The sequence below is a fragment of the Acinetobacter sp. yr461 genome (assembly GCF_900110445.1).
Lineage (GTDB): Bacteria > Pseudomonadota > Gammaproteobacteria > Pseudomonadales > Moraxellaceae > Acinetobacter > Acinetobacter calcoaceticus.
The window spans coordinates 144841-162367 of sequence record NZ_FODU01000001.1; the positions used below are offsets into that span (position 1 = coordinate 144841).

The 17527-nt window shown below is 35.6% G+C and carries 15 protein-coding genes; 8 read left to right on the forward strand and 7 right to left on the reverse strand.

Annotated elements, in window-relative coordinates:
• Positions 1-42 precede the first annotated feature (42 nt).
• Positions 43-498: a GNAT family N-acetyltransferase gene (locus BMW38_RS00705; protein WP_092705437.1), complete on the reverse strand. Its 456-nt coding sequence runs from the start codon at positions 496-498 to the stop codon at positions 43-45.
• A gap of 111 nt (positions 499-609) precedes the next feature.
• Between BMW38_RS00705 and BMW38_RS00710 the strand changes: the two genes are divergently transcribed.
• Complete coding sequence (locus BMW38_RS00710; protein ID WP_092705438.1) at positions 610-2088, forward strand: MocR-like pyridoxine biosynthesis transcription factor PdxR; 1479 nt, start codon at positions 610-612, stop codon at positions 2086-2088.
• A 277-nt stretch (positions 2089-2365) separates the two neighbouring features.
• Here the strand turns inward: BMW38_RS00710 and BMW38_RS00715 are convergent, their stop codons facing one another.
• Entirely contained in the window at positions 2366-3025 is a 660-nt protein-coding gene (locus BMW38_RS00715; protein WP_092705439.1) for an epoxyqueuosine reductase QueH, read from the reverse strand.
• A 452-nt stretch (positions 3026-3477) separates the two neighbouring features.
• Between BMW38_RS00715 and BMW38_RS00720 the strand changes: the two genes are divergently transcribed.
• From BMW38_RS00720 to BMW38_RS00730, 3 genes are all read left to right on the forward strand, one after another.
• Positions 3478-3771, forward strand: coding sequence for a hypothetical protein (locus BMW38_RS00720; protein WP_092705440.1), 294 nt, complete (start codon positions 3478-3480; stop codon positions 3769-3771).
• 192 nt (positions 3772-3963) lie between these two features.
• Positions 3964-4431 (forward strand): redox-sensitive transcriptional activator SoxR, encoded by a 468-nt coding sequence (soxR, locus tag BMW38_RS00725; protein ID WP_080592416.1) that lies wholly within the window; start codon positions 3964-3966, stop codon positions 4429-4431.
• 158 nt (positions 4432-4589) lie between these two features.
• Positions 4590-5024: an I78 family peptidase inhibitor gene (locus BMW38_RS00730; protein WP_003651098.1), complete on the forward strand. Its 435-nt coding sequence runs from the start codon at positions 4590-4592 to the stop codon at positions 5022-5024.
• 73 nt (positions 5025-5097) lie between these two features.
• On the opposite strand, the gene BMW38_RS00735 is transcribed toward BMW38_RS00730, so the two are convergent.
• Complete coding sequence (locus BMW38_RS00735; protein ID WP_092705441.1) at positions 5098-5721, reverse strand: hypothetical protein; 624 nt, start codon at positions 5719-5721, stop codon at positions 5098-5100.
• Positions 5722-6187: 466 nt separating this feature from the next.
• Between BMW38_RS00735 and BMW38_RS00740 the strand changes: the two genes are divergently transcribed.
• Positions 6188-7567, forward strand: a complete 1380-nt coding sequence (locus BMW38_RS00740) for an L-serine ammonia-lyase (RefSeq protein WP_092705442.1) — start codon at positions 6188-6190, stop codon at positions 7565-7567.
• Positions 7568-7744: 177 nt separating this feature from the next.
• On the opposite strand, the gene BMW38_RS00745 is transcribed toward BMW38_RS00740, so the two are convergent.
• Complete coding sequence (locus BMW38_RS00745; protein ID WP_092705443.1) at positions 7745-10237, reverse strand: hypothetical protein; 2493 nt, start codon at positions 10235-10237, stop codon at positions 7745-7747.
• A 742-nt stretch (positions 10238-10979) separates the two neighbouring features.
• Here BMW38_RS00745 and BMW38_RS00755 point away from each other — a divergent pair.
• Together BMW38_RS00755 and BMW38_RS00760 are read left to right on the forward strand one after the other, a co-directional pair.
• Complete coding sequence (locus tag BMW38_RS00755; RefSeq protein ID WP_092705444.1) at positions 10980-11537, forward strand: TetR/AcrR family transcriptional regulator; 558 nt, start codon at positions 10980-10982, stop codon at positions 11535-11537.
• Positions 11538-11757: 220 nt separating this feature from the next.
• Entirely contained in the window at positions 11758-12402 is a 645-nt protein-coding gene (locus tag BMW38_RS00760) for a glutathione S-transferase family protein (protein WP_092705445.1), read from the forward strand.
• Positions 12403-12564: 162 nt separating this feature from the next.
• Here the strand turns inward: BMW38_RS00760 and pobR are convergent, their stop codons facing one another.
• Complete coding sequence (gene pobR / locus BMW38_RS00765; RefSeq protein WP_092705446.1) at positions 12565-13380, reverse strand: IclR family transcriptional regulator PobR; 816 nt, start codon at positions 13378-13380, stop codon at positions 12565-12567.
• Between the two features lie 141 nt (positions 13381-13521).
• On the opposite strand from pobR, the gene pobA reads away from it, so the two are divergent.
• Positions 13522-14736 (forward strand): 4-hydroxybenzoate 3-monooxygenase, encoded by a 1215-nt coding sequence (gene pobA, locus BMW38_RS00770; RefSeq protein ID WP_092705447.1) that lies wholly within the window; start codon positions 13522-13524, stop codon positions 14734-14736.
• Positions 14737-14953: 217 nt separating this feature from the next.
• Here pobA and BMW38_RS00775 read toward each other — a convergent pair whose 3' ends face one another.
• Positions 14954-16204, reverse strand: a complete 1251-nt coding sequence (locus BMW38_RS00775) for an MFS transporter (protein WP_092705448.1) — start codon at positions 16202-16204, stop codon at positions 14954-14956.
• A gap of 60 nt (positions 16205-16264) precedes the next feature.
• Entirely contained in the window at positions 16265-17416 is a 1152-nt protein-coding gene (locus tag BMW38_RS00780; protein WP_092705449.1) for an acyl-CoA dehydrogenase family protein, read from the reverse strand.
• Between the last annotated feature and the right edge of the window lie 111 nt (positions 17417-17527).

Sequence of the window (17527 nt, forward strand, 5' to 3'; positions counted from 1 at the left end):
AAAACACCAAAAGAATTAAAGCTTTTGGTGTTTGCAATTGGTTTAGATTAAAGGCATACGATATTCAATTATTCCTGGTTTTTGTGCAATCCAGTCATAGAGTTTTTGAGCCGTGTGATTGGTTTCTTGAGTGTGCCAATATAAACGGTCACAGTTATGCTCAATTGCCTGCTTTTGTACATATTCAATGAGTTGCTTACCAATGTGTTGCCCACGGACTTCAGGTGAAACAAAAAGGTCTTCTAAATAACAATAATTATTCTCTGCCCATGTTGAGCGATGAATAACATAATGCACAATTCCTAAAACTTGCTCGCCTTGTTTGGCAACAGCACAATAAACGGGTTCATTTTCATCAAAAAAGCGCTCCCAAGTCACTTTAGTAACATGAATGGGTAAATTTACCTGATAGAAATTTTGATAAGCAAGCCAATATTTTTCCCATTGTGAATAGTCCTGCTGCTGAACAGGGACAATCTGAATATCTTGATTTTGCATAATAATTACACTCTGTTTTAAAGTTCTAGAAAATCGAAAACAAGAGTGTAGTTTTGATAGTGGTATTTTTATAAGATACACTTTTGATATTTTCTACAGTACCAGTTTGTTATGGCAACTTCGATTTCTGCATCTTTTCCACATTTGATTTTGCCAAAGGGCCAGATTAAAGATGGACTATATTCTGCTTTGCGTGATGCTATTTTAGATGGAAGACTTAGTGCTGGAACAAAATTACCCTCAAGTCGTGCTTTAGCGGAGATGATGTCGATTTCACGAAACTCTGTGTTAGCTGCGCTTGATCGGTTACTCGATGAAGGATACTTATTTACCAAACCAAGTTCTGGTACTTATGTTGCTGAGGTTGTGCCAGATCAGTTAATACATATCCAAGAAAATTCAAAAAAAACTACGCTAACCAATCACCATTCCTTAAATATTAATCCGAATTTTGAAGGTTTATTAACTTCATGGCGAGAGCAGTCATGGTCGACTCCAAAGAAAAAAATGTTTCATGTGGGAGTGGGCTGTATTGATTTATTTCCTCATCAGCTTTGGGGGAAATTATTAACACAAGCTTGGCGGCAATCTTATTATCAACTGGGCCAATTTCACGACCCACGGGGCTATTTACCTTTGCGTCAGGCAATTTGTGAATATGTCCGTTCCACCCGAGGGTTGAACTGTAACGAAGAGCAAATCATTATTGTAAATGGAACGCAGCAGGCAATTCATCTAGCTGGCTATGCTTTACTTCAAGCAAATGATGAGGTGTGCCTAGATGAACCAGGTTACGACGCAGCTTTTAATATTTTTCGAAGTTTTGGTGCTCAGGTCAATTTGATTGAAAGTGATGAAGAGGGAATGCGAATCTCTGACATTACAGATCATTATTTAAAAAGCAAGCTTGTTTATACCGCACCTTCACATCAGTTTCCTGTAGGTGGAACTTTAAGTTTAGCTCGCCGTTTTGCGTTACTCGATTGGGCATGCCAACAAGGTAACTGGATTTTTGAAGATGATTATAATAGTGAGTTTCGCTATGGCACACACCCCATTCAAGCTTTACAAGGTTTAGATCAGCAGCAAAGAGTCATTTACTCTGGCACTTTTACCAAAATGATGTTTCCTGAGTTTCGGTTAGGGTTCATGGTTGTGCCCGAAGCATTAATTGAAACCTTTAGTGCAGCCAAATATTATACGGATGTTCGAAGTTCTTATTTAGAGCAAGTGGCTTTGTCTCTATTTATACAAAAAGGCCACTATGCACGGCATGTACGTAAAGTTAGAAAAGCATGCTATGAGCGCCAACAAGCATTGATTAAAGCTATTGATGAGTATCTTTCAGATGTGCTCGACGTTCAACCAACCGATTCAGGTATCCATGCAGTGTGCTGGTTAAAAGGTGCGTGGACAGAGCAAGAATTTATTGACCAGTGCTCAGCTCTAAACTTAGCTGTTCAGCCGTTATCAAGATATTGTCAGATGCCAAACAAGAAGGCCGCTGTACTTATTGGCTATGCAGCCCACACACCTAATGAAATTATTGAAAACATTCAAAAAATTGCACAATATTTAAAAGCTAAATAATAGCCTAAGTTATGCTATTTACATAAATTTAATCATTATTCAAATACTTAAATGCAAATTTTTATGACGATCAATTGGTTATATGAAAATAGGAATGCTATTAAAATTTTTAAAAATTAATTTTAATTAATATTATTTTAAGCTAGCACAATTAATCTAACTACATCAAAGCTTATTTAGTACACCTTTTAGCCACATTCTCCAGATGTGGCTCTTTTTTTATAAAAAATAAATATAGTTAAGAACAAATTAATTAATTTTTTAAGAGAAGTAAAAATTAATCTTCTTCCATGGCATTATTGTAAAACTTAACACCTAGTTTAATACGATCACGCCCATTACCCATACGCCAGCGGTTAGTATCTCGTAAAGAATATACACAGCCACAATATTCTTGCTGATAAAATTCTTCTCGTTTACTGATTTCAATCATACGGCTTGAGCCACCATTTTTACGCCAGTTATAGTCCCAGTACTGAATTTCAGGATAGTGAGCAGCAGCGCGAATTCCGCAGTCATTGATTTGCGCCATATTTTTCCAACGAGAAATTCCTAGCGAACTACTGATGAGACTAAAGCCGTGTTCATGTGCGTAAAGGGCAGTTCGTTCAAATCTCATATCAAAACACATGGTACAACGAATGCCACGTTCAGGTTCATCTTCCATCCCTTTTGCTCGGGCAAACCAGTTGTCAGTGTCATAGTCTGCATCGATAAATGGAATATTATGCTTTTCTGCAAAACGAATATTTTCTTCTTTGCGGATTAAATATTCTTTTACTGGATGAATATTAGGATTATAAAAAAATATTGAAAATTTAATTTCTGAGTCGATTAATGCTTCCATAACTTCTCCTGAACAAGGAGCGCAACAAGAGTGAAGTAATAATTGATCGTGTCCAGAAGGGAGTTCTAATTTTAAACGTTGAGTAGACATAATAAAAAATTTAAATTGTAATGCTATTAATTATATATTTATTATTTGTATAATGTGAAATGAATTATTTTCAATTTTACTGTGAAATTAATTTAATATTTTAAAGAAAATCTATTGTTATATTTAAGGTTAAGTTGAATGTAAATAATTAAATAAATGTCATGTTATATATTGAGGTTGGATTTATAATTAAATTTAAAGCTATTGTTAAATATACTATATAATTAAATAAATTATGGATGGATTTTATATATTTAAAAATAATAAATCTTAAATATTTTTGATAAGTGATTGATGTATCTGAATATAGTTTGAAGTTTTTTATTGTGATATGTGTCACAAATAAACCTTATTTTTTCAATTAAAATATTTCTTTAGATTTATATCCTTAATAAATTTATACTATAAAATTCAGTGTGTTTTTTTAATTTAAGCGTGTGATAATTTGAGATATGGAAGATTGGCAATGTAAGTATTGTAATGGTTACATTCTGGTTAATCATTCAAAGATCGGTGTAGGAGAAAAAGTTTACTTTTTGGTATATAAATTTGACGCAAAGAATGAAAGGAAAAAATTATATAAAAAGGGAGTTGTGGTTGCCCGTTACGATAATATACTTCACATTGAGTCACGTAAAAAAACTTATAAGATCGAGCAGATAAAAGTCTATCCATTAGGTGCACCCATGCCTTTCGTTTACAACATGTTTTGGATTTGTGGATGTCCGTTTACTCTACAAAACTAATTTCTTAAATTTAAATGACAGCAAGTTATTTTATAGATTGAATTAATTATCAGATCCATTTTGTCATCAGTTTTTACAGATAAGACTTATACCTTGGGGAGAGTAGTTCATAGCGTATAAGAAAATCTCTGTTATTTATTTGACAAAATAAAAGCGCTCTCTTATAAACCTCAAGTAAAGTTGAGGTCAATCATGATGAGTGAAAATAAAAAAGCTGACTCTAGTCGAGTTTTGACTGTGGGTGAAGTTGCAAAAAGGAGTGGAGTTCCTGTTTCGACCCTACATTTTTATGAAGCGAAAGGGCTTATAAAAAGTATAAGAACAAATGGTAATCAACGTCGGTATCCCTTAATTATTTTAAGATATATTGCGATTATTAAAGTCGCTCAAAGAGTGGGTATTCCTTTAAATGAAATTAAAGAGGCTTTAAGTCAGTATCCTGTGGGTAGCAAATTAACAGCCAAGCAATGGAAAGATCTATCAAGTCATTGGCGAGAAAATCTGGATGATCGAATTCAAAAATTAACTCGCTTAAGAGATGAAATGGACTGGTGCATTGGCTGCGGCTGTTTATCATTAGAGCAATGCCCATTAAGAAATCCTGAAGATATTTTAGGGCTAGAAGGATCAGGGCCACGAATTTTAGAAAGACCTGAATAGAATATTTCAAAAATAGCTTTTAATTGGGAATATCTTAATTTCCAATAAATTAAATTTATTTTGCTAGAACATTCAAATGAGTTTTTTCTTGTAAAGAAGTGACATGGAATATGAAATTTTTTGATATCTTTAGTTTTTTTACTAAGAAGCAAAAAATTATGAAAAAAATTCTCTTTCTTGGCTTGGCACTTGTTTCATTAACGGCTTGCTCGTCTGTACAACATAAAGATCCGACTCCACCAAAAATTGGTTCACCAAATCCAGCTAGCCAATATTGTGTTGAACAAGGCGGAAAATTAGAAATTAGAAATGAAGCAAATGGTCAGGTGGGCTATTGTCATTTACCAAATGGCCAAGTTGTAGAAGAATGGAAATTATTCCGTGACAATCAAGCGAACTGTGTAGCAGAAGAAGCTCAAAAATTAGTGGGGCAATCTGGCCTTACTGATGATCAAATTAAACAAAAGACTCAATCAGAAATTGTGCGTAAAGTTGCTCCGGGTCAACCGATGACTATGGATTATCGTACAAACCGAGTTACAGTCACCATTGATCCAGCTTCTAAAAAAATTACGAATGCAACATGTGGCTAACTTTTTAATTAAAAGCTAATAGACCGAATTTTAAAATAAAAAAGCCTGCTGAAATGCGGGCTTTTTTACGACTTTAATTTTGGGAATAGTGAATGACTGGATATTCTTTTTGTTGAGGTAGTTGTTGTAAAGCCTTGTTAATGTTGATTAGAAAAATATCAACTTTATCTTGGCTTGAATTGTTGGTGTTGTAAGAAGCTCTTTCTTGATAGTTAATTCCGCATCCAATAATTTTCATATTTGCAGGGTTAAAACTCCAGTCATTTTTATTTTTGATCGAGATATCTAAATCACTATCACATTCTTTCCAGAGTTTTAAAAATTGATTGGAATATGTGGCAGGAACTTCTTGGGCACGGTAGGCGGTAAATCCCTGCATTTCGGAATTAGCAAATTGAAGCAGATGATTTGTGGGCATTCCGCCCCAAAGAATAGCAGTATCTTTTGGTAGTTTTATCGAAGTTATATTTTCTTCTTTAAGTGGAGCAGTTTGTTCATTTTTCTGTTTTGACTTTTGAGATTTATAAACCAGTTTTGTTCCAACTGGAACAGTTACACCTTTGGCTTGAGTTATTTGGGTCGTATAGAAATAAGGCGAATCATCACGGTTACAACCTGTTGGGTTATAACAACCAATACAGCCACTCAAGAATAAAACCGGAAAACTTAGAATACTTAATTTTAAAATTCGACTCATTTTTCTTCTCTTTCATTATTTCTATAAATTTAATATATCAGGCTTTAAATCAATAATAAAAAAAGCCTCTAGCGGACTAGAGGCTGAAAAACATCAGATGCGGTAACAGGTGAATTATGCATCTGAGTTAAGTAGGTTGTATCAAACCATGTAAAACACTTTACCAGCAAAAATGAATAAAAATAGAGAGGTACGACTAATGGCTAATATTTGTGGTTTTTTATTTATACAAATTGGCGTGCTTATTTAAAGACTATTTCTAGAATATCTATTAGGGGATAAAAGCTCCACAATTTATATTTTTGATTAAACCGATCGATGTTGATTGTTCAACCGTTGTCTTTTTGCGCTGCTAACCAATAGTTATTCGTGATTTGTACTCGGCTTAATGATAATTTTAGAGTTATCCGAAAGGACACAATAATGACGAACATACGAATAATAATGAATTGAAGGTAGGATCCCTGTGTTTATAAGTGTATTTGATCTTTTTAAAATTGGTGTAGGCCCATCTAGCTCCCATACGGTTGGGCCAATGCGAGCAGCTTGTAGTTTTGTGGATGATTTAGTTAAGCAAAATGATCTACAAACGACGTTTCGAGTTCAGATTAAGTTATACGGTTCGCTTGCAGCAACTGGTGTTGGTCATGCGACAGATAAAGCTATTCTTTTAGGATTAATGGGTTTTGATCCTGAACATATCGATACTCAAGTAAGTACAAGTTTGATTGAAGATGTTCTTGAAAATAAAACGATCCAGCTCGATCAGCAAAAGAGTATTTCTTTTAACTATAAGCGTGATTTGCTTTTTTTAGATGAATCTTTGCCTCATCACCCAAATGCAATGGAACTGATTGCTTATAACGAAGCGGAAGAAATTTTATATGCTGAAACGTATTACTCGATTGGTGGCGGTTTTATTGTTAGCCAAAGGCAATTAACACAAACCCAGTCTGAGACTGGTGAAATTAAGGTTCCATATCCATTTCATAGTGCGGCTGAACTTTTAAGCTTATGTAAAACTCATCATTTATCAATAAGTCAGTTAATGCTTGAAAATGAGAAAAGCTGGCGTAGTGAAAGTGAGATTCGTGCCAAGATTATGGATATATGGAAAGTGATGCAGCAGTGCATTCATAATGGATTAATTAATGAAGGAATATTACCAGGCGGATTAAATGTAAAACGTCGGGCTAAAAAAATTCACGATAAGTTATTAAATAAGAAAAACTCAAACCTGATTGTGACGACTTTTCATGCCATGGAATGGGTCAATTTATTTGCGTTAGCCGTAAATGAAGAAAATGCTGCTGGTGGTCGAGTAGTGACAGCTCCCACAAATGGTGCAGCAGGGATTATTCCGGCAGTTTTATATTATTACGTGACTTTTTCTAAAGACTTTTCAGAAGACAAAGTTGTTCGCTTTTTTCTCAGTGCGGCGGCAGTCGGCATTTTATGTAAGCTCAATGCGTCTATTTCCGGTGCTGAGGTAGGATGTCAGGGCGAAGTTGGTTCGGCGTGTGCGATGGCTTCTGCTGGTTTAGCCGAGATTTTAGGTGCATCACCTGAACAAGTAGAACATGCGGCCGAAATTGGTCTTGAGCATAACTTGGGTTTAACGTGTGACCCGATTGGTGGCTTGGTTCAGGTGCCTTGCATTGAGCGAAATGCAATTGCTGCTGTAAAAGCAATTAATGCAGCACAAATGGGACTTCATGATGAGGGGGAGCATTTTGTGACGCTAGATAAAGTCATTCAGACCATGAAAGAAACAGGCAGAGATATGTCTGAGAAATATAAAGAAACTTCAAAAGGTGGCCTCGCTGTTAATGCAATTGAGTGCTAAAAAAGTGAGATGGGGACGTGGTGCCCCATCTCATTTTAAACATTAAGCAGTGCGAGCCTGAATTGAACTTGCACAGCGATGTTTAAATTCAATGCAAGAAGTTCAGCCTTGACAGGCTTAATTTATAAACTCATAATTAACAATAACTTATCTATTTAAATAAAGAAGCATAGATTTTTATTGAGAATCTATTTTTTCAAAAAAAGAATAAACATTTCTTCCGAGTGTTCCAAAGTCTATAGATGGATTTACTTTTTTAAGATCTTCATATATTAAAATACTAAGTTTAATATTTTTAAATTGAGCTTTAAATCTTGCTTTAAAATCTTCTAAATTAGATCTTATTTGATCTATTTTTTCCACATCTTGAGAGTACTTTTCAAAAGCTAGAAAAGCTTCATCAGGAGCTATATATTCTATTAGTTCTATGAATTTATCTACTTCTCTATCTCTTAATAAAAAATAGTCTGCACTACGTTTAGCCTCACCAGCAAAGAAAATTCCATCATAAATACCAAGTAAATCAATCTCATTGAGTTGCTTTGAATTTTTAATATCATAATAAATATTAACTTCAGGTAAATATAAAAAAGAATTTTTATAACTTATACCTTGAATATAATCTAAAGCCCATAATACATTAAATCCATCATGCTCAAAAATAGTTTTGTGAATGAATTTATTAAGTAAATAATCCCATGAGAAATCTTCAGTAGTAGAGATTGTATGAAATTCTTCGCATATTTCACAGTTGTTTAATAATTTAATGGAATCAACTGTTTTTAGATTTTTATAACCACAGTAACTACAATTCCATGTATATATGGGGTGGAAAATTTTAAATTTTATTAAATCATCAAAAGCATCTTTAAAACATGCGGTTAAATATTGAGATGAGTGAATTGTTTCATTGAAATTCATCTTGTTTTTAATAAATTTTAAATAATCATCATTTCTATATTTTTGCTGAAAAGCTCTGAGCCTATTTAAAGTATATATATAGTCTTCTTTTTTATTTCTGGATGAAGCATCTTCAAAAACATCTTTCCATAATTTATTCGTTAGGAAATTAGAAGCGATATCAAGTTTCTTAAATAATGAGATTACACCATTAAAATTTTTTCCTTTATCCGAATTGGCTATATGCTCAATTTTTGATTTAGGTAGATTGTTACGTACGTCTGTATGAGAATATTTATTTTTTTGAGTTAAAAGATAGTTAAATAGATTTAAGTCTTCGGGTAAATTTATTCCTATTTGGAAATCTTCATTTTCAATACTTCTTCTAAAGGGGCTAGCATATTTTCCTGCAATTAAAACAGGAAGTTTACTTTTACTTATACGTTCATATTTATTTCCAAAGACTTTAGCTAAATATGCTCTTTTAGGTAAAATCCATTTATCTATAACAATTGAGTACCTAGACAAGTTATTATGCCGGTCGATACTACACTCTATCGCAAAGTCTCCAAAACCATGATTTTGAAACTTTAATGGTATATATCTTAAATGTTTCGGTCCATTGATAGAAATTGAAGAAGGATTTTCTGAAATAGATAATACGGAATTATCTTTAATAGAAATTGAATATTTAACCTCTGAGCAATTGGTTGGTATGATAGTTTTGGAGTAATAAGAAGGAACACTTATTAAATTATAAGTAAACTTTTGCAGGTTATCTCTTATTTGTTTTAGATCCTCTTCTGCTATAGCTTGAGAAAATAATGAAACTTGATATGGTCCTGATCCAGAGTTTAAAAAATTTAGATTACTTAAGTATTTGCCAAGAGATTCTAGAAAATTTTCATCATTAGATAGTTCTTCACTAATGATTAATGAATTTATTGACTCACTTGATCCATCATAAAAATGTCTTACATTCCAAAATGATATTCGATCTTTAATTCTAGAACCTATTATTATTGAAAATGAAAAACTAAAGGTGTGTTCAAATATAGTTTCAATTGATTCCGAATGAATTCTTGCTAAATGAGCAACTGTAGTGGCTTCTCGGTTTGCCAATAAATCTAAGACTTCTGTTCTAGATTTAATTACTGTAGTTCCTACATAATTATTAGGAGGAATATTTTTTAGAGAAAGGCAATATGTTTCAAAAACTTCTTTAATTCCATTAAGATAGCTATTAGTTTCTAATCTATTGCCAAAATTATCAGTTATAAAACGATCGCCGAATTCAGGAGAAAATTGTGCAATTAGACTTATTGGATTATTGGTTACTTGATTTCTCAAATAACTAAATATATAAGGGCTATAAACTGTAGATATAGACTTTACTGGGTTATAGAAAGGTATATTTACAGAGAAATATTTTTGCTCATTTCCAAAATCATGTTCCATCAAAAGAGCAGGAGAGTTGATATTTTCAACTTTTTGAATTTGTTCACTCGTTAGTTTTATATAGCTGTAAACAATATCTGCATCATAAAAGCTTAACCATTCTAAATAGCTTTTTTCATCAGAGTTAAGAGGGAGAATTAAAAACCTCGCTCCACCCCAACAGGTATAAGAATATTTAAAAATTTCATCAAGAATTAAATGGTTAGTTTCATTTTCTTCATCCGATATAAAAAAAGCAATCTTAATTGGCCGTTTATGGATATCAATTTGTACATCTTTTTCTAGTCTTTTAGAGTCTGTTAGTCTTTCCATAGTGGCCTTTCTTTAAAAATGATGATTGTTATGAGTCTTATGCAAAAAGTATGAATAAGTATTTTTATAGCATTTTATTAATTTTATCAAAATGTTCGACAGATTTTTTCAACTTAATACTTTCATTTTGAATCATAGTTTCATTACTCTCTACAACCTCCACTTAACAATAACTCCCTCATTATTTAGCCTTACTTTTTTAATGATTTAATTTAAAACAAATGGCATTTTGCGTGCTTGACTGCAAAAGGGTTGGGCACTATTCTTTGCCTGCTGGCCTACATTGCCAGTCGGTCGTCGCGGACCGTATACAACAGCATCAGAATTATTCCTTTCTGAGGGATAGTTTTGCGTGTAAGCTCCTCGTTCCCTCCCGTAGCGGTAGGACGGGAGAGGGACACCTTCGGGTGTGCTGGTTGTTGTACCAGTCCGCGAACCCTTTCTCGTTCTGCCACCATAATTTTAATGTCGGCAGAACTCCCAATAAAAAAGGAGTTGGCTTTGAACATCCATTATTTCTTGGCAGCCTTTGCCAAAAGCTATAACGACACAGCTTAAAAATTTAAAGCAGCTTGAACGCCCTAAGGTTTTCAGGCTTTAAGTCATTACGCTCAAAAAACTTATTTGAACAACAAAACTTGAGATGTGCCAAGCACAGTCTTTATAGGCTTTGCTATGCCTTTTTTTCTCCCCCAAAAGTATCTCACTTAGAAACAACAAGAATTTTTATAACGGTAAAACTATGCCAAAGTTAGTTCTCCCAACACGTGCCATACAAGTTATTAATACGTCGATTTATTTATTTCACCATCACGGCTTTCATACGGTTGGGGTCGACAAAATTCTGAAAGAGTCAAAGATTCCAAAAGTGACTTTTTATAACTACTTTCACTCTAAAGAGCGATTTATTGAAATCTGTTTGATCGCGCAAAAAGAGCGTCTAAAAGAAAAAGTGGTTTCAATTACTGAGTACACCAGCCACCCAAGCGCTAGAGATAAACTCAAGGCACTTTATCTTTTACATACCGATGTAGATGGGCTGTACTTTCTATTGTTTAAAGCCATTTTTGAGATAAAACTGACTTATCCAAAGGCCTATCAAGTCGCAATTAAATATAGAACTTGGCTTATCAATGAAATCTATAGCCAGCTTATAAAACTAAACACCGATGCGACTTTTCAAGACGCTAAACTATTTTTATATATGATTGAGGGCGCAATTATTCAGCTTTTAGACTCAAATCAAATGGATGAGAGGGAAAAGGTGTTGGATTGTTTTTTGCGCAGTTTAGGTAGTTGATGTAATTTGAGGTCTCAGAATGCGCTAGACAGTCGATAAAATTAAAAGCCAATTTGTCACCATATCTACGGATGTGGTTTTTTTATGTTTTTAACACATTTACTTTATTACTTAATCAGACAAATGCCGAGCTGATAACAAAAATTATTAGACCGGTCGTCTATCAATCTATATAGTGAGGCCTCACTTTGTTGACCTTCTAGTTTAAAAGAGAAAATTAATGTCTATTATTCTTCATCATTTAAATGCTTCACGCTCATTTCGCATTCTGTGGTTACTTGAAGAAATTAATCAACCTTATGAATTAAAAAGTTATTTTCGAGATAAAACTACAAATCTTGCACCTCAAGAATTAAAAAACATTCATCCTTTAGGAAAATCACCTGTGATTGAGCTCAATGGAAAAGTAATTGCTGAATCAGGTGCCATTGTAGAAATTTTGATTGAAAAGTTTGCTCCTCAACTTATGCCCGCGAAAGATTCAGACAGTTATCTTGATTATTTACAATGGGTTCATTTTTCAGAAAGTTCGGCTATGGTTCCATATTTATTAAATATTTTTAATTCGATTGAGTTAAAAAATGGCACTCAATTAAAGTTCTTAGATCAATATGCACATGCTGAGTTGGATAAAGTATTTTCATATTTAGATCAACAATTAGTAGGCAAAAAATTCTTAGTAGACAATTGCTTAACGGGTGCAGATTTTATGATTGGTTTCGTAGTCTATGGACTAATTAATTCTTTAAATATTCGATCAAAATATCTTAATATTGAACAATATGTAAAAAGTCTAGAAAACTTAGAAAGCTGGCAAAAAGCCATGTCTATTGAACACAATCTTCCTCACCGAATCAATGCCTAAAATTGCTGTTAGTAATTTTTTCAATATTGTTTAGCTGCTCAATTGGCTCGTATTCGTTCTTTCATTAGTTCTGGCAGACCAGTGATTTAAAGAATTCGCCATTTAAAATCATGAGCTGAAACTCTTGTACCTCTAATTGATGACAAGAGTTTCTATGTCTATTTAAATCACATTTCTGAGTTCATTTGCCGTGTTACGCAGTAAGGGCAAGATTTGTTGAACCAAATAATCCTCTTGTACACGGTTGGTTTGAGACATGCAGTTAAGTGCTGCCACGGCTTGACCTTGTGCATTAAAAACAGGCACTGCAATCGCAATCACGCCAAGCTCATGTTCTTCTTTAGAAAGACAATAATCCGATAATGAAATGCCCTTAAGCACTTCAAAAAACTTTGATTCATCGACAATAGTAAATGGGGTTAAGCGCTTTAAACCATAAGTTTTTACCCACGTGTGCTGAGCTTCTTCAGATAGTGCTGCAAGTAAAACTTTACCCGTCGAAGTGGCATGGGCAGGGAGTCGATTTCCTAAATGCATGCCGTAAGGGCTTACACGCAAATTATCTTGCTGTGGTAAATAACTACGGGCAATCGGCACAACTTCGTTATCGTCCAGCACCACAATCGAAAAAGTAAGAGATGTCTGTGCACACAAAAGATTTAAAAATGACTGAGCAACTTTAGGCAGGTGGGCAGAGCTTAAATAAGAACTCGAAAAGCGCAGCACGCGATGAGTGAGCCAAAAGTAATGTTCATCTGTTTCTAAATAGCCTAAGTATTTTAAAGTTTTAAGATAACGCCTTGCCGCCGTGCGGCTAATACCGGTTCGCTCGGCCACTTGAGTCACATTGAGCCGTTGCCGATCTGTTCCAAAAGCTTCCAGTAAAGCCAAGCCTTTTGCTAATCCTGCAATGTAATCTTCTTGACGAATTTTCTCATGCGAGTTTGGGTGCTCTAAAAAAGCATCGAGAGAAGGCATCCTTTCATTCCTGCTATTTTGGTTGTTTCTGTCCGCTATTCGGACAAACTAAATGATAAACGGTTATTTTCGTCTTGGATACATAGTGCACAAAACTTAAAGCCAGTAATTTAAAAGTCAGGATGAAACAAGGATGAAGTTATGGATATTTTAAAGACACAGGTTGCAATTATTGGATCTGGACCAGCAGGGTTATTGCTTGGGCAACTTCTATATAAAGCTGGTATCGACCATATTATTGTTGAGCAACGCAGTGCTGAATATGTGGCTTCACGGATTCGTGCAGGAATTTTAGAGCAAGTTTCGGTCGACTTACTTAAACAAGCAGGCGTTGACCAAAATTTAAAAGACAAAGGATTACCGCATTCGGGCATTGAAATCTTAACCAATGGTGTAAAACATCGGGTTGATTTGGCGGCACTAACAGCTGGAAAACAAGTGACCGTATATGGTCAGACCGAAGTCACTAAAGACTTGATGACTGCGCGCGAAGCAGAGAAGCTGACTTCATTTTATGAAGCTCAAAATGTGCAGGTTAAAGATTTCTACACTGCGCCCAAAGTTGAGTTTGAGTACCAAGGTAAAGCCTTTCAAATTGAGTGTGACTTCATTGCAGGTTGTGATGGCTACCATGGTGTCTGCCGTGCCAGCGTGCCAGAAGATAAAATTAAAACCTTTGAAAAAGTTTATCCGTTTGGCTGGTTAGGTGTGTTGGCAGATGTTCCACCTGTAGCCGATGAATTGATTTATGTACAGTCAGAACGCGGATTTGCTTTATGCAGTATGCGTTCTGAAACGCGTAGCCGTTATTATTTACAAGTCCCTTTAACAGATCACGTAGAAGACTGGTCGGATGAAAAGTTCTGGGATGAGTTAAAAAACCGCCTAGATCCTGAAAGCCGTGAAAAGCTAGTAACTGGGGCCTCTATTGAAAAAAGTATTGCGCCGTTACGTAGTTTTGTGACTGAGCCAATGCGCTTCGGAAAACTATTTTTAGCAGGTGATGCTGCGCATATTGTTCCACCAACAGGAGCAAAAGGCCTAAATCTCGCTGCTTCCGATATTGCTTATTTATCAAGTGCACTTGTTGAATATTATGTGGAAGGTTCAGAACAAGGTATTGATGAATATTCTGAAAAATGCCTACAACGCGTATGGAAAGCAGAGCGTTTTTCTTGGTGGATGACTCATTTATTACATCGCTTTGAAACTGAAAGTGAGTTTGATCATAAGATTAAACAAGCCGAACTAAGTTATGTACTTGGTTCGATTGCAGGTAGAACAACATTGGCTGAAAACTATGTTGGTTTGCCTTATGAGATTAAGCAAATTGATAGTTTTAAGCACGCAAGTTGATTTTCTAAGTAATGAGAACCTGCTTTTTAAGCTTAGCTCCCTTGGGAACTAAGCTTACCTAAAAAATTAAAATGAAGAGTAGATAAACTCTACATGTTTGGAAATAAGGGGCAACTTTGAGGAGTAGATTCCTTATTTCCTTCTAACGATTTAAAACACATGTTTAGATCGTTAGAACCATCACCATATAGGCATATGACCTATGTGATAGATCTCTTTACGACTTTTGTGGGTCATATAGTTTTTCTTTAATGAATAGGGCAGGAATCACGCCACAAATCAGGTAGGCAGCGCCCATTACGACAAAACCTAAACCAATAGAACCACCAGACGCTAAGAAGCCAATTGTGGCAGGGGCAAGTGCTGCTCCAAGACGACCAACATTATAAGCGCCGCCAATTGCCGTACCGCGGATAGCTGTCGCAAAACTTTCAGTCATATAGGTTGCATTTACGCCGTAAGGAATACCGTATAGGAAACCAAAAGTAACCAGTAAATATAAAATATTGCTTGGAGAGTTATAAAAAACAATAAGTGGTAAGAAAATAGCAGTACCAATGGCACCAAAGGCATAGGTAAAACGACGACCTAGTTTGTCTGCCATCATGCCGGCAAGGACTTTACCTAAAATCATGGCGGTATAAGTACCGACCATATAAGCCGTCATTTCTTTAAACTTCATACCCAATTCACTTTCTAGGTAAGAAGGCATCCAGTTATTTACGCCATAATAGCCAAACTGTAAGAAACCTGCGGTTAATGCCCAAAGGATAAACATATTACGGTTCTGTTTATCTTGAAAAATAAGCTTAAATGCCGATGTTTTCGGAGTGTTTTGCGCTGTAACAGGTTGTTGAAGTCGAGACTTTTGCCATGCTTCTGGTTCTGGTACAAGAATATGCATGAGAACAGCAATAATGACCGGAATAATCGCAACATAAAACAGCATGCGCCAGCCATGATCTGGAATAATCCAACCTGCAAGTAATGTTGCAACAATATATCCAACCGTCCAGCCCGCTTGTAAGGTTCCGAGTACTGTTGTGCGGTAACGTGTCGGAACATATTCGGCCATCAAGGTATTACAGGCAATGTAGAGCGAGCCAAGTCCTAGTGAAGCAAAAAATCTTAAAATACCGAATTGAAGAAAGCTCTGAGTAAAACCAAGTCCACAAGTTAAGAGTGAAAAAATTAAAATAGAAATAACAACAATTCGGACGCGACCAAATTTATCACATGCCCAACCGCCAAAAATTCCACCAACAGCCATACCTGCTAAAGTAAAACTACCGAGCATGCCTGCTTGTACCGAACTTAATCCAAAATCTGCCTTAATACTATTTAAGCTATAAGACAGCAGCATCAAATCTGCACCATCTACCAATAGCGCCAGAAAGGCAAAAATAAATGCGATTTTCCACGTATGTGGTTGTATGCGTGAAAGACCTTCTTTGTAATTTGTAGCCATAATCCATTACCTACATTTGATTGAAAGCACTTCAAGTCGTTTGAAAGTGCTTAAAATTGATTAAGACGCAGCGCGAATCATGTTTCGGGCAATAATCATTTGTTGAATTTGGGTAGTTCCTTCATAGAGGCGGAACAAGCGAACATCTCGATAAAAACGTTCAATCGCATATTCACTGATGTAACCTGCACCGCCATGGATCTGTACGCAGCGATCTGCAACTCGACCACACATTTCGGTTGCAAACATTTTTGCGCATGAGGCCTCGGTACTTACGTTTTGTCCTGCATCACGTAGGCGTGCAGCGTCTAACACCATGCATCTGGCTGCATAAATCTCGGCTTTGGAGTCAGCGAGCATGGCTTGAATAAGTTGGAATTCGGCAATCGGTTGCCCAAATTGCTTACGTTCAATGGCGTACTTTAAAGAGTCGTCTAGCATTCTTGTCGCGGCGCCCACACTCAATGCAGCAATATGCAAGCGGCCCTTATCAAGCACTTTCATAGCGGTTTTAAAGCCAACGCCTTCAACTCCACCAATGAGTGCTGAAGCAGGAATACGACAATTTTCAAAAATCACATCACAAGTGTGAGCGCCTTTTTGCCCCATTTTTTTATCGCGTTTGCCAAGAGAAATACCCGGTGTTTGACTGTCGACAATAAAAGCAGAAATACCACCAGCACCCTTAATATCAGAGCTTGTGCGTGCCATGACTGTAAATACGCCAGCATGAGGAGCATTGGTAATAAAGCGTTTGGTGCCATTTAAAATATAAAAGTCGCCGTCTTTTACTGCACTCGTCTTTAAAGATGCAGCATCAGAACCCGCATCTGGTTCAGTTAAGCAAAAAGAACTGATTACTTCACCGCGAGCTAAACGTGGCAAGAAAAATGATTTTTGCGTTTCTGTACCGTCAATAATGAGACCACTTGAACCAATGCCATTATTGGTACCAATAAGCGAACGAAAAGCAGGAGAGGTTCGTCCTAATTCAAACGCCACATAGACTTCTTCTTCCATTGTGAGTCCAAGGCCTTCGTACTCTTCAGGAATGGTTAAACCAAATAAGCCCAGCGCTTTCATTTGCTCAACGATATCTTGAGGAATTTCATCCGTTTCAGCGACTTCATTCTCATGAGGAATTAATACACCTTCAACAAATTGTCGAATCATATCAACAAGTTGATTTAAGGTTTCCTGATCTCGAATCATAGTCTCATCCTTTTACTACATGCTAAGAACATCAATGTGATGTTCGTAAAATCATCAATATTTGAAGCGATAGTAATCAAAGGATGGATGCAAAACAATATATTTTGAAAA

Bases quoted from the DNA above. Each gene is read 5' to 3' on its own strand.
- pobR (WP_092705446.1), bottom strand. From the start codon at position 13,380: ATGCCTTCTCTCGATGCTTTTTTAGAGCACCCAAACTCGCATGAGAAA.
- BMW38_RS00775 (WP_092705448.1), bottom strand. From the start codon at position 16,204: ATGGCTACAAATTACAAAGAAGGTCTTTCACGCATACAACCACATACG.
- BMW38_RS00780 (WP_092705449.1), bottom strand. From the start codon at position 17,416: ATGATTCGAGATCAGGAAACCTTAAATCAACTTGTTGATATGATTCGA.
- BMW38_RS00715 (WP_092705439.1), bottom strand. From the start codon at position 3,025: ATGTCTACTCAACGTTTAAAATTAGAACTCCCTTCTGGACACGATCAA.
- pobA (WP_092705447.1), top strand. From the start codon at position 13,522: ATGGATATTTTAAAGACACAGGTTGCAATTATTGGATCTGGACCAGCA.
- BMW38_RS00705 (WP_092705437.1), bottom strand. From the start codon at position 498: ATGCAAAATCAAGATATTCAGATTGTCCCTGTTCAGCAGCAGGACTAT.
- BMW38_RS00745 (WP_092705443.1), bottom strand. From the start codon at position 10,237: ATGGAAAGACTAACAGACTCTAAAAGACTAGAAAAAGATGTACAAATT.
- BMW38_RS00710 (WP_092705438.1), top strand. From the start codon at position 610: ATGGCAACTTCGATTTCTGCATCTTTTCCACATTTGATTTTGCCAAAG.
- BMW38_RS00735 (WP_092705441.1), bottom strand. From the start codon at position 5,721: ATGAGTCGAATTTTAAAATTAAGTATTCTAAGTTTTCCGGTTTTATTC.
- BMW38_RS00730 (WP_003651098.1), top strand. From the start codon at position 4,590: ATGAAAAAAATTCTCTTTCTTGGCTTGGCACTTGTTTCATTAACGGCT.
- BMW38_RS00755 (WP_092705444.1), top strand. From the start codon at position 10,980: ATGCCAAAGTTAGTTCTCCCAACACGTGCCATACAAGTTATTAATACG.
- BMW38_RS00760 (WP_092705445.1), top strand. From the start codon at position 11,758: ATGTCTATTATTCTTCATCATTTAAATGCTTCACGCTCATTTCGCATT.
- soxR (WP_080592416.1), top strand. From the start codon at position 3,964: ATGATGAGTGAAAATAAAAAAGCTGACTCTAGTCGAGTTTTGACTGTG.
- BMW38_RS00720 (WP_092705440.1), top strand. From the start codon at position 3,478: ATGGAAGATTGGCAATGTAAGTATTGTAATGGTTACATTCTGGTTAAT.